At 34.0% G+C, this 13001-nt stretch carries 14 protein-coding genes; 10 read left to right on the forward strand and 4 right to left on the reverse strand.

Annotated elements, in window-relative coordinates; genetic code table 11:
- Window positions 1-109 precede the first annotated feature (109 nt).
- Both ribH and BM289_RS18595 read right to left on the reverse strand, forming a co-directional pair.
- On the reverse strand, window positions 110-682 hold the full coding sequence (gene ribH, locus BM289_RS18590) for a 6,7-dimethyl-8-ribityllumazine synthase (protein ID WP_091496354.1): 573 nt from the start codon (window positions 680-682) through the stop codon (window positions 110-112).
- Between the two features lie 91 nt (window positions 683-773).
- Entirely contained in the window at window positions 774-1556 is a 783-nt protein-coding gene (locus BM289_RS18595) for a tetratricopeptide repeat protein (RefSeq protein WP_091496356.1), read from the reverse strand.
- 241 nt (window positions 1557-1797) lie between these two features.
- Here BM289_RS18595 and recF point away from each other — a divergent pair, with 241 nt between their 5' ends.
- The 9 genes from recF (at window position 1798) to BM289_RS18640 (ending at window position 9935) form a co-directional block, all read left to right on the forward strand.
- Entirely contained in the window at window positions 1798-2877 is a 1080-nt protein-coding gene (gene recF, locus BM289_RS18600) for a DNA replication/repair protein RecF (protein ID WP_091496358.1), read from the forward strand.
- A 154-nt stretch (window positions 2878-3031) separates the two neighbouring features.
- A complete protein-coding gene (locus BM289_RS18605) occupies window positions 3032-3706 on the forward strand; it encodes a DUF2461 domain-containing protein (RefSeq protein WP_091496359.1) in 675 nt (224 codons plus the stop codon).
- 70 nt (window positions 3707-3776) lie between these two features.
- On the forward strand, window positions 3777-4823 hold the full coding sequence (locus BM289_RS18610; RefSeq protein ID WP_091496774.1) for a glycosyltransferase: 1047 nt from the start codon (window positions 3777-3779) through the stop codon (window positions 4821-4823).
- 133 nt (window positions 4824-4956) lie between these two features.
- On the forward strand, window positions 4957-5970 hold the full coding sequence (murB, locus tag BM289_RS18615; protein WP_091496361.1) for a UDP-N-acetylmuramate dehydrogenase: 1014 nt from the start codon (window positions 4957-4959) through the stop codon (window positions 5968-5970).
- Between the two features lie 120 nt (window positions 5971-6090).
- Window positions 6091-6705, forward strand: a complete 615-nt coding sequence (locus BM289_RS18620) for an FMN-binding negative transcriptional regulator (RefSeq protein ID WP_091496363.1) — start codon at window positions 6091-6093, stop codon at window positions 6703-6705.
- Window positions 6706-6790: 85 nt separating this feature from the next.
- Entirely contained in the window at window positions 6791-7897 is a 1107-nt protein-coding gene (locus tag BM289_RS18625) for a glycosyltransferase (RefSeq protein WP_091496365.1), read from the forward strand.
- Window positions 7888-8439 (forward strand): RNA polymerase sigma factor, encoded by a 552-nt coding sequence (locus BM289_RS18630; RefSeq protein WP_066033644.1) that lies wholly within the window; start codon window positions 7888-7890, stop codon window positions 8437-8439. Before BM289_RS18625 ends, BM289_RS18630 begins: the two co-directional genes overlap by 10 nt.
- 158 nt (window positions 8440-8597) lie before the next feature.
- Window positions 8598-9434 (forward strand): energy transducer TonB, encoded by an 837-nt coding sequence (locus tag BM289_RS18635; protein WP_091496367.1) that lies wholly within the window; start codon window positions 8598-8600, stop codon window positions 9432-9434.
- A 120-nt stretch (window positions 9435-9554) separates the two neighbouring features.
- Window positions 9555-9935, forward strand: coding sequence for a PH domain-containing protein (locus tag BM289_RS18640; RefSeq protein ID WP_091496369.1), 381 nt, complete (start codon window positions 9555-9557; stop codon window positions 9933-9935).
- Window positions 9936-9990: 55 nt separating this feature from the next.
- On the opposite strand, the gene BM289_RS18645 is transcribed toward BM289_RS18640, so the two are convergent.
- On the reverse strand, window positions 9991-10872 hold the full coding sequence (locus tag BM289_RS18645; RefSeq protein ID WP_091496371.1) for a M48 family metalloprotease: 882 nt from the start codon (window positions 10870-10872) through the stop codon (window positions 9991-9993).
- A 178-nt stretch (window positions 10873-11050) separates the two neighbouring features.
- Window positions 11051-11926, reverse strand: a complete 876-nt coding sequence (locus BM289_RS18650) for a M48 family metalloprotease (protein WP_091496373.1) — start codon at window positions 11924-11926, stop codon at window positions 11051-11053.
- Between the two features lie 171 nt (window positions 11927-12097).
- On the opposite strand from BM289_RS18650, the gene lipA reads away from it, so the two are divergent.
- The gene (gene lipA / locus BM289_RS18655) at window positions 12098-12964 is read left to right on the forward strand and encodes a lipoyl synthase (protein WP_091496375.1); all 867 of its coding nucleotides are present in this window, start codon (window positions 12098-12100) and stop codon (window positions 12962-12964) included.
- Window positions 12965-13001 lie beyond the last annotated feature (37 nt).

A 13001-nucleotide genomic window follows, 5' to 3' on the forward strand; every position in this document is an offset into this window, starting at 1 on the left:
TTAATGAATTTTGGTTGTCTTTTAGAAGAAGAGGCATCATAAAAAAAACAAAAAAACCTATACCGTTATGACACAGTATAGGTTTAAATATTTTTAAAACAATTGTGTTTTATTCGTTTTCTATTTTTCTAGGAGAATCTTCTATTTGAAGCGCACCCGAAGTCAGTAATGGCTGATTGTATGCATGAGCAATAGAAGCCTGTTGACGAATATAAGCCATTTTTATCGCTGCAATTGCCGCTTCAGTCCCTTTATTTCCGTGAACTCCACCGCTTCGATCGATAGATTGTTGCATGTTATTATCTGTTAAAACACAAAAAATAACCGGAATATCAGTCTGCACATTTAAATCTTTAATTCCTTGTGTAACGCCTTCGCAAACAAAATCAAAATGTTTTGTTTCTCCTTGGATAACGCATCCAATTACGATTACGGCATCAACATTTTGAGTTTGAAGCATTTTTTTTGCTCCGTAAATTAACTCAAAACTCCCCGGAACATTCCAGCGGATAATCTGCTGCGCCGGAACATCACAATCAATTAAAGCATCAAAAGCACCATTATAAAGTCCTTCTGTTATAGTATCATTCCATTCAGAAACAACAATCCCAAATCGAAAGTCTTTCGCATTTGGGATTGTGTTTTTATCGTATTCTGATAGATTTTTATTTTCAGTAGCCATCTGTAATATTTTAGATTTTTGATTTAGTCCCGAAATGTCGGGAAGATTCTTAACTACAAATCTACAATCTTAAATCTAAAGTCTAAAATTTTTATTGCGCTAATCCAATCAAAGCATCAACAAGAGCTGCTTCTGGAGTACTGTCGTAATTATCTTTGATATCATTGAAATATTTCAACGCATCTTCTTTCTGACCTAAAGCTAAAGCTGTTTTTCCAGCTTTTAATAAGAAACGAGGTGTAGTGAAATCATTTTTATTAGACTCAGCCGCTTTAATATAATAAGACAAAGCTTCTTTTTGGTTGTTTTTTTGAGAATAAGCATCTCCAATTGCTCCTTTAGCCAAAGAACTTAAGATAGCATCTTCTGATTTGAATTCACCTAAATATTTAATTGCCTCATCAAATTTACCAGTATTTAAGTAAGCCATACCAGCATAGTAGTTTGCTAAATTTCCAGCATCTGTTCCAGAATATTCGTCAGCGATTTTAATAAATCCAAATTTACCTTCTGAACCGTTTAATGATAATTTGAATAATGAGTCACTAGAAACACCGTTAACTGCTTTTTCAAAGTTTTGCTGCGCAACAAACATTTCGCTAGCCGCTTCATCTTGTTTAGGAGTTGCAATGAATTTTTGGTAAGCCAAATATCCAATTGTAGCAACAGCAATACCAGCCACTAAACCAATAATGATTTTTTGATTTTTAGCCACCCAATCCTCAGTTTTTGAAGCCGTTTCATCTAATTTTGAGAAAACACCAGCCGTTGTGCTGTCTTTTTCGTCAATAACCACTTGTTGTTCTTCAGTAACCACTTCTTTTACTTCCTTTTCTTTTGGTGTCTTATATCCTCTTTTATTGTAAGTTGCCATTTAAAATTTATTTAGTGAACGGCAAAAATAAAATTTTTCTTGAAACTGAGGTAAAAAAATTCAATTTTATCACTATTTTAAAAGAAATATTTTCATAATCTATTTTCTCTTCCGCGAAAGCGATAAAATAAAAGAACCTTAAACTTCTCCAAATCCAATTATATCGATAATTTTCGGTAATTTGCACCCTCAAATTTTCACTGTCAAAAAACAGTAATTTTTACATCTGGAGTTCCTAAAAATGCATCTTAACAAAATTTCATTATTCAATTATAAAAACTTTTCCGAAGCAAGTTTTGATTTCGACATCAAAATCAATTGTTTCGTAGGTAAAAATGGTATCGGAAAAACCAATGTTCTGGACGCTATTTACCATTTGGCTTACGGAAAAAGTTATTTTAATCCGCTGGCGGTTCAAAACATCAAACATGGAGAAGAGTTTTTTGTAATTGATGCTGAACTGGAGAAAAACGAAAGAACGGAACAAATTGTCTGCAGTCTAAAAAAAGGACAGAAAAAGGTTTTGAAACGAAACGGGAAAGCCTATGATAAATTCTCTGATCATATTGGCTTTATTCCGCTAGTAATTATTTCACCTGCTGATAGAGATTTAATTATTGAAGGAAGCGAAACACGCCGTAAATTTATGGACAGTGTGATTTCGCAGTTAGATTCGACTTATCTGCACCAGCTTATTCAATATCAAAAAGTCATTGTACAGCGAAATGCTCTTTTGAAATATTTTGCGCTCAATCATACTTTCGACAATGATACCTTATCTATATATAACGAGCAATTGAATGAATATGGTAAATCGATCTTTGAAAAACGAAAAGATTTCTTAGAACAATTTATACCTATATTTAATATACATCATCAAGCCATAACTGGATCTGAAGAATCGGTTCAATTGGTTTATGAAAGTCATTTGTTTGAAAAAGATTTGTTAACGCTTTTACAGGAAAACATTAATAAGGATCGCGCGCTTCATTATACCACTGTCGGAATTCATAAAGATGATTTGTCTTTTGAGATTGATTCGCATCCAATAAAAAAATTCGGATCGCAGGGCCAACAGAAATCTTTTTTGATTGCTTTGAAATTGGCTCAATTCGAATTTCTTAAAAAACAAAGCGGTGTAAAACCTATTCTTTTGTTTGATGATATTTTTGACAAATTGGACGAAACCCGTGTTGCCAAAATTGTAGAAATGGTAAACAGCGAAACTTTTGGCCAGCTTTTTATTTCTGACACACATCCAGAACGAACTGAAGCGATTGTAAAATCGACACATCAGAGTTATAAGATATTTAACTTATGATTTTTTGCCACAAATTTCACTAATTTTCACTAATTAGAACTTTGGCAAAGTTTTAAACTTTGTCAAAGCTGATCGACAAGCAATAAAAAAATTAGTGTAAATTCGTGCAATTAGTGGCAACCTTAAAAATAACTGCAATCAAAAAACACAGAATATGTTAGCGAAAGAATCATTGCAATTTTTAGACGATTTAAAAAAGAACAATAATCGAGAATGGTTTCAAGATAATAAAAAACGATACGAAGTTTTTAAGAAAGATTATCATCAATTGGTAGGCGATTTTTTGAATGTTATGAAACCGCTTGATCCTTCATTGGAATTACTTGAAATTAAAGACTGTACTTTTAGAATCAATCGCGATATCCGTTTCTCTAAAGATAAATCTCCTTACAAAGCACATTTGGGTCTCTGGCTTTCGTCTGGAGCAAAAGGCGCAAATCGCTCCGGTTATTACGTTCACATAGAAAAAGGCGCCAGTTTTATTGCCGGCGGATTTTACTCTCCCGACTCAGACGAATTAAAAAAAGTCCGTAAAGAAATTGCTTTTTTCTATGATGATTTACAGGAAATCTTAAGCGATAAAAACTTTAAAAAAGAATTTGGAAGTCTAGATGTCAATGAAAACAATTCTCTAAAAAGTATGCCTCGAGGCTACGAAAAAGATCATCCGGCAATTGAATTTTTAAAACTAAAAAGTTTTACAGCTTCACAACCTTATGATATTTCTGAAGTAACGCAGAAAGATTTCGTTTCAAAAATGAGTAAAAGACTTATTGCTTTAAAACCTCTGAATGACTTTATAAATCGCGCTTTAGACACTGAAGAGTAAAAAAGATAGCCACGAATTCACGAATTATTTAAAATTAATTTGTGAATTCGTGGCTAAAAAAACTTTTGTAATGAAAAGAAAAATACTTTTTCTTGGAGAATCTTACCGCGCCGACGCGATAACCTGGATGAAAGGCCTTAAAGAATTTGGTGATTTTGAAATCATCACTTGGGAACTTCACACTTCAAATACGCAAAGATTCAAAAGAATTCTAGAATATTTATTCGCTCCTTTTGTAATTCGAAAAATTATTCGAAGAGAAAAACCAGACATGATTATTGCGGAAAGAACTACAAGTTATGGTTTTCTTGCTGCAATATCAGGTTCAAAAACTATAGCCATCGCACAGCAAGGGAGAACCGATTTATGGCCAGAAGAATCTGTTTTATATCCTTTAAAAAAATTCATTCAGAAACAAGCTTTCAAAAAAGCACATTTAATTCATGCATGGGGACCTGTTATGGAAATTCACATGAAAACATCTGGAGTTGACATGAGTAAAGTTCTAATTCTTCCAAAAGGAATTGATTTATCTATTTTTAAACCTTCAACAAACAATTCAAATAAAATTGAAGCGATTGTAACGCGTTCGCTAATGCCAGAATATCGGCACGATTCTATTTTAAAAGCATTTGGAATTTTACACCAAAAAGGAATTGATTTTTCGCTGACGATTGTTGGAGACGGAACAAGATTGCAATATTTAAAAGATTTAACTACAACACTTCAAATCGAAAACAAAGTCATTTTTACAGGCAGAATTCCAAACACAGAACTTCCTAAATTATTGCAACAATCAAACATCTATATCAGTATGCCAACTACAGAAGGCGTTTCGGCATCTTTATTTGAAGCGATGGCTTGCAATTGTTATCCTGTAGTGTCAGATATCCCAGGAAATCAAAGCTGGATAACACATCGAGAAAATGGACAATTAATTGAAGTTGACAACATCGAAATGCTTTCCAATGAATTAATCTGGTCTTTTGAAAATGCCGAATCTCGTAATCAGGCTATTGTTCGAAACAGAAAGTTTGTGGAAGAAAATGCTAATTATGAGATTAATATGAAAGTCATTTCTGAGAAATATCATGAGTTGCTAGATTCTCGAACATAATATAACCGCAAAGTTCGCTAAGATTTACGCAATGAACACAAAGCTTTGTGGACTTTGCGAAAACTTTGCGTCTTTGCGGTTAAAAAAAAATTATAATCCTTACTTTTGAATCGTATTAAAAAGCCTTTTATTTATGGAAATCCAATCCAATTTTTCTTTAAAAAAACACAACACTTTTGGCATTGAAGCCAGTGCAAAACAATTCGTTGCAGTTCATTCTATAGACGAATTGAAAACCATTTTGTTAGCGAACAAAAACGAGAAAAAATTTATTTTGGGTGGCGGAAGCAATATGCTTTTGACTAAAGATATCGATGCTTTGGTAATTCATATCGATTTAAAAGGCAAAAAAATAATAAAGGAAGACGATGATTTTGTTTGGGTTCAAAGTCAGGCTGGAGAAACTTGGCATGATTTCGTTGTATGGACGATCGAGAATAATTTTGGCGGATTAGAAAATATGTCGCTCATTCCTGGAAATGTCGGTACAACGCCAGTTCAAAATATTGGTGCTTACGGAACCGAAATTAAAGACACTTTTGTTTCTTGTGAAGCGATGAATATTGCTACTCAAGAAATGAAAACTTTCACAAACGCCGAATGTAATTTTGGTTATCGAGAAAGTATTTTTAAAAATGAAGTAAAAGACCAATATATTATTACTTCGGTTGTTTTTAAATTGACGAAACACAATCATAAAATCAACACTTCTTACGGAGATATTTTAGCTGAATTGGCTAAAAACAATATTACTGAACCCACTTTAAAAGATGTAAGCAATGCTGTAATTGCGATTAGACAAAGTAAACTTCCGGATCCAAAAGAATTAGGAAACAGCGGTAGTTTCTTTAAAAACCCAATTATATCAAAATCTGATTTTGAAAAAATCCATCAGAAGTTTCCTGAAATGAAGTTTTATGAAGTTTCAGATACTGAAGTAAAAGTTCCAGCGGGATGGTTAATTGAACAGGCGGGTTTTAAAGGAAAACGTTTTGGTGACGCCGGAGTTCATAAAAATCAGGCTTTAGTTTTGGTTAATTACGGAAACGCAACAGGACAAGAAATTTTAGCCGTTTCTAAAGAAGTCCAGAAAACCGTTTTTGAAAAATTTGGAATTCAGATTGAGGCTGAAGTCAATGTGATTTAAAACACAAATTTCACTAATTGTCACGAATTTAACCCATTGTCAGACTGAGCGGAGTCGAAGTCTTTGCTATAAAACATTTTGACTCCGCTCAATGTGACAAATTGTATAAACAACAAGATCATGTACACACCGAATTTATACAAAAACGAAAATCAGGAAGAAATCAGAGCCTTTCTAAAAGAGAATAGCTTTGGAATCCTGATTAATCAGACCAACGGAAAATTGTGCGCAACACATATTCCGATTGAACTTGAAATTAATGCTGATGGGAAAGAAATTTTACAGGGACATATTTCAAAACTAAATCCGCAGGCAGAAGGTTTTGCAGCAAATGATGCCGTTCTAGCTGTTTTTACTGGCCCTCATAGTTATATTTCTTCTTCTTGGTACGATCATGAAAATGTTCCGACTTGGAATTATATCGCTGTACATATTTATGGCCGAATCAAAATTGTTGACTATGAAACTTCTCTGGAACAATTGAAAAAATTAGTTGATAAATACGAAGTGAACTCCGAAAACCCTGTCAAAGTTGAAGATTTATCGGCAAAAACAATGCGAGAAGCGAGAGGCATTTTTGGTTTCGAAATAGAAATTGAAGAAATTCAGGCCACAAAAAAGCTATCTCAAAATCGAGACGATCACAATTATAAAAACATAATTTCGGAATTAGAAAAAACCGAAGACCCTCAGTCTATTGCTGTTGCAAAAGAAATGTCTAAATGCCGAAAGTAAATCGGATTTGGCTATTGAATTTAACGAATTGATAATTACATTTGCAGTCGCAGAACGTGAAATTAAATAGAACCAAATAAATCAGATGCTTATATACATATTTTACTTTTTTATTGCTATTGTTGTTGTTCAACTATTTTATTATCTCGGAATTTTTGGAAAGTTTGCTTTTAGCAAACCGCAGCATATTACGCCAAAAAATCTTCCAGTTTCTGTAATTGTATGTGCAAAAAATGAGGAAGAAAATGTAAAAAAATACATTCCGCTTTTGGCACAGCAAAATTACCCTGATTTCGAAATTGTCTTAATTGACGACGCATCGAGAGATGAAACTCTTGAAATATTTGAAGAGTTTGAAAAAGAATTCTCTAATATTCGTCTGGTAAAAGTAGAAAATAATGAAGCTTTTTGGGGAAATAAAAAATATGCTTTAACACTTGGAATCAAAGCAGCAAAAAAAGATTACCTCTTATTTACAGATGCCGATTGTTATCCAAGTTCTAAAGATTGGATTACCGCAATGTCTTCGCAGTTCACTATGAACAAAACGATAGTTTTAGGCTACGGAGGTTATGAAAAAGTAGAGCGTTCATTTTTAAATAAAATTATTCGTTTTGAAACGGTTTTGACCGCTCTTCAATATTTTTCGTGGGCAAAAGTAGGACTTCCTTATATGGGAGTGGGAAGAAACTTAGCTTATAAAAAAGAAGAATTCTTTAACGTAAACGGATTTATTGATCATATCCAAGTTCGTTCCGGCGATGATGATTTGTTTATCAATCAAGCAGCGACCAAAGCAAATACTACTATTTCCTATACGCCCGAAAGTTTTACATACTCCAAACCTAAAAAGACGTTTGGAGAATGGTTCACACAGAAAAGAAGACATATTTCAACAGCAGAACATTATAAGTTTTTTGATAAAATGCAGCTGGGATTATTTTTCTGCTCACAATTATTTTTCTTTTTATTAGTTATAATTCTGCTGGCTTTTCAATTTCAATGGATTGCAGTATTGGCAATTTTAGCGACACGTTATACCGTTGTCTGGACCGTAATTGGATTCACAGCGGGAAAACTGAAAGAAAATGACCTTAAAATTTGGTTTCCAGTTGTTGAGATAGCGCTTATATTAACGCAAATTAATATCTTTATAACTAATATCTTTTCAAAACCGGTATATTGGAAATAAATTCTAAAATAGAAAAAGCAAAAAAAGGCGATCAAATCGCCTTTACTTTTTTATTAGATCATTATTGGAATGAGGTGTATTCCTTTATGCTTAAAAGAACCGAAAACGAAACCACTGCAGAAGATATTACAATTGAAACTTTCTCTAAAGCTTTTGACAAAATAGCTTCTTATAATCCAGAATTTCAATTCAACACCTGGCTTATCGCCATTGCCAAAAACGTCTATATTGATTTACTCCGAAAAAAGAAGACCAATCTTTTTATTGAAATCACAGACAACGAAGATCAACAGGCTTACAATATAGCCGACCCTACTCCCTCTGCTGAAGATGCATTAATTAAAGAACAGAATCTTTCCCGTCTGCTTTTATGCATCAAAGAACTAAAACCGCACTATCAAGAAGTTATTCAGCTTCGTTATTTTCAGGAAATGTCTTACCAGGAAATTGCTGCTAAGATTGACGAACCGTTAAGCAGTGTAAAAGTTAAGCTTTTACGTGCAAAAAAATTATTAGCAGAAATTATCGAACGTAATAGATAATTTCTTATCTTTAAAACAAGAAAAATATACTATTCGTATTTTTATTCTTAAATAATCTATTTTATCACATACTAAAACTACAATTTTCTCGTTGTAGCTCCAAACCTAAACCTTTATGCGTATGATTTAAAGTTACTTAACCTTAAAACCCAAAAATTATGTCTAAATTGAACATTTATGAAAACAAGTGGAACGATCTTGTTTTCGAAAATAGAAACAAAGAGTATGGAGCGTATCAATTACGCCAAGAGAATCCTAGAACTACGGTTAATGCTCTCTTTATGGGTTTATTGTTAATAACTGCTTTGGGAAGCATACCTGTGTTAATTAGCAAGTTTAAGCCGCAAGTTGTCGAGCCAACATCAACGGACGTTCCTTTTATAGACGAACAGCTTGTTGTTACGCCTTACAATCCTACTGTAGCACCTCCACCATCTGCTCCACCAGCACCTAGGGTAGAGCAAACTACTACACAAGTTACAGATGCAAAACAATTAATTAATCCAGTTGTGGCTGCTCCACAGGATGCGGTTGATGACATTGCGCCAAACACAGATAATACACCTTCTGTAGTAAGCACTTCTGGAACGGGAGATCCTTCTAGTTCAGTTACATCACCAGGAGGAGGAAGTAACGGTACTGTAATTTCGGCTGCACCAACAATAACTGACGGGCCTGTTTCTGTAGCAGTCCTAGACAAACTACCTGAGTTTCCAGGAGGAATCGCTCAGTTCTATAGATATGTTGGAAATAATTTCCGCAGACCAGAATTGGACATGGAAAAAACATTAAAAGTGTATGTTTCTTTCGTTGTTGAAAAAGATGGATCACTTACAGATATCATTGTTAGAAATGATCCAGGCTACGGAATGGGTAAAGAAGCAGTTAGAGTATTAAAATCATTAAAAACAAAATGGAGTCCAGGAATTCTAGACGGAAAACCTGTTCGAACAGCATACAGCCTTCCGATTACAATAAAAACGGAAATGGAATAACTAAAAAAGCAGAACTTAGGTTCTGCTTTTTTAGTTTTAGAAGCCACCAATTCAATTCATTTTTGTTTTTGATTTTTAGTTACTTTTACAACATAATCATCACAAACAAAAAATAAAGTAATGGGAATATTTTCTGCAATTCTTGGCAATGCAGGTTCGGTAAGCCAAGAAGATTTAATTAAAAAATACGGACAGCTTTTAACTGCAAATGAAGAAATCGAAATGGGTTTTAAACTGATTCGCGATACCTTTATTTTCACAAACAAAAGATTAATTTTAGTAGATGTGCAAGGAATTACGGGAAGCAAAACAGAATATAAATCGATTGCTTATAAAAACATCACGAGATTCAGCGTAGAAACTGCAGGAACTTTTGACCTTGATGCCGAATTGAAAATCTGGATTTCGAGTGAACAACACCCAAGTATTGTAAAACAGTTTAACAAATCGGTTAATGTTTACGAAGTACAGAAGATATTAGCTTTTCACGTTTTAGGATAAAAAAACAAACCCGACAAAAAAATCTTGTCGGGTTTACTATTTCAGGAAACAGCTATTATTTCTTTTTGGTAGTTGTTGTTTTCTTCTTTGTAGTTGTAGTTGCCTTTTTAGTTGTCGTGGCAACTGGAACAGTATTTACAATTTTCTGCTGTACATACGGCTTGTATAAACCATCTTTTTCTGCTCTCTTTTTAGCATCCTCAGCTCTTTGCTTAGAATCTGGATGTGAGCTCATCATTCTCTCTATAAATGAAGCCTCTGCCCCTTCACTCATTTTAGCCAAAATTCTAAAAGCAGATTCTTCAGCATTTACATCATAACCGTTTTTCTTCAGAAAATTATATGCAAACAAATCTGCTTCAGATTCTTGTTTACGGCTGTGTTTGCTATCAATTAATGCACTTCCTATTTTCCCCAATTGACTATCCGTCACAGCGGCAATTTTTGCAGATTGAGAAGAAGCACCATCGATTAAAGCCTCTTTCTGATAAGCCGCACGCATTGCATCTCTTGAATCATTATTGGCCACGTGACCAATTTCATGCCCAATAACAGCAAGCAATTCGTTATCATCCATAATATCCATCAGCCCAGAAAAAACCCTTACACTTCCATCTGCAGTAGCAAAAGCATTTACATCTTTAACTTTATACACTTTGTAGTTTAATGTATATCCTTCGCCAGTAGAATGTTTCCCAAAAACTCTGTTTAATCGTAAAGTATAACCGTCGTTTGGTCCTGCGACTTCATTCTCTGTATCCATTTTTGCCACAGCTTCTTTAGACAAAGCTGCTGCATCTGCATTGGTTAAAGTAAAAGCTGTAACTCCTTTTTGAACAGCACCTATCGCTTTATCTCCGAAATTAATCTGTGCACTCATTTTAGTTACACCAAATGTCGCAAACAAGAATCCCGCTATTATAAATTTCTTTTTCATGTTTTTTTTATAATTACAATTTAACAACAAATGTAAATAACAAAAATGCTATTTCATTTCTCAAAAAGTATGTTTTTTCAACAATTAAAGATATAAAATTTAAGCGGACCAAGAATAACATAGCAATCAAAAAAACGGCAGATTAAAAGAATCTGCCGTTTTTGAAGTCTTGTTAAAATTACTTCTTTTTTGTCGTTGTTTTTTTGGCTGTAGCTTTTGTTGCTGTTTTAGCCGCTGGAACAACAGGCGCAGTATTTACGATTTTCTGCTGCACATATTCTTTATACAAACCATCTTTTGTTGCTCTTTTTTTAGCTTCGTCTGCTCTTTTACCAGAATCTGGATGCGAACTCATCATTTTAGTCATAAAAGAAGACTCCGCACCTTGACTTAAATTCTGCAAAATCCTAAAAGCCGATTCCACTGCATTCACGTCATATCCATTTTTTTTCATGAAATCATAAGAAAATGTATCTGCTTGAGATTCTTGTTTTCTGCTGTGTTTACTGTCAATCATAGCACTTCCTAAAACTCCAAGTTGTGATTTTGTAAAGGTCTCAATTTTTCCTGATTGTGATGAAGCGGCATCTAGCAATGCCTCTTTTTTATAAGCTGCTTTTATGGCATCTCTTGTATCGTGATTTACTACGTGACCGATTTCATGGCCAATAACAGCCAGCAATTGATTATCATCCATAATATCCATTAAACCCGCAAATACACGAACACTCCCATCTGCACAAGCAAAAGCATTAATATCTTTTACTAAATAAACTTTATAATTCAAGGTAACCCCATCAGTAGAAGCATGCTTTCCAAATAAACGGTTCAATCGAATCGCATAACCATCTGTAGCGGCCGCAACAGGATTATTGGCATCCATTTCGTCAATTGCTTGTTTGGCCAATGCCGCGGCATCAGCATCACTAAATGTAAACCCAGAAACACCTTTACCTAAAGCACCCATTGCTTTATCTGAAAGTATCTGCGCATTTGCATCGACAAAACTAAAAGTCATAAATAAAATCCCTAAGGCAATAAATCTTCTTTTCATATTTTTAAAACTATTAAATTAACAACAAAGTTAATTTTGAACGAATTTTCGGTTATCCCTGAAAGTCAAATTTGTAATAGATTAAGGCGGAAATACGAAAAGTGAACGAAAAGCAAATTTAGTCCTCAAAATGAACTACATTCCGTATCTTTGTGCTTTGATTATTGATATATGGAAACATCCGAAGCAAACTTAACTACTGCAAAACCTAAGTGGTTAAAAGTAAAACTGCCAATTGGACAAAAATATACTGAACTAAGAGGTTTGGTTGATAAATATAGTTTAAATACGATTTGTACTTCAGGAAGCTGCCCAAATATGGGAGAATGTTGGGGTGAAGGAACTGCAACTTTCATGATTTTAGGAAATGTCTGCACCCGTTCTTGCGGATTCTGTGGTGTTAAAACCGGAAGACCTGAAACAGTAGACTGGGACGAACCTGAAAAAGTAGCTCGCTCTATTAAAATCATGAATATCAAACATGCCGTAATTACTAGCGTGGATAGAGATGATTTAAAAGATGGAGGTTCTATTATTTGGATGGAAACTGTGAGAGCTATCCGCAGAATGAATCCAACTACAACTCTCGAAACTTTGATTCCAGATTTTCAGGGAATGGAAAGAAATTTAGACCGTATTGTAGAAGCAAACCCAGAAGTGGTTTCTCATAATATGGAAACGGTAAGACGCCTAACTCGTGAAGTTCGTATTCAAGCAAAGTATGACCGAAGCCTAGAAGTTCTTCGTTATTTAAAAGAAAAAGGCATCAACAGAACCAAATCTGGAATTATGTTAGGTCTTGGAGAAACAGAAGAAGAAGTTTTTCAGACTATGACAGATTTAAGAAATGCTAATGTAGATGTTGTAACCATTGGACAATATTTACAGCCAAGTAAAAAACACCTTCCTGTAAAAGAATTCATTACACCTGAACAATTTTCCCGATATGAACAATTCGGACTTGATTTAGGTTTCCGACATGTAGAAAGCGGACCGCTTGTTCGTTCTTCATACAAAGCACAAAAGCATATTTTATAAATTCAGAAAAATCGTTTAACTGTTTAATTGTTTAATC

This window comes from Flavobacterium phragmitis, assembly GCF_900112575.1.
In the GTDB taxonomy this organism is placed as follows: domain Bacteria; phylum Bacteroidota; class Bacteroidia; order Flavobacteriales; family Flavobacteriaceae; genus Flavobacterium; species Flavobacterium phragmitis.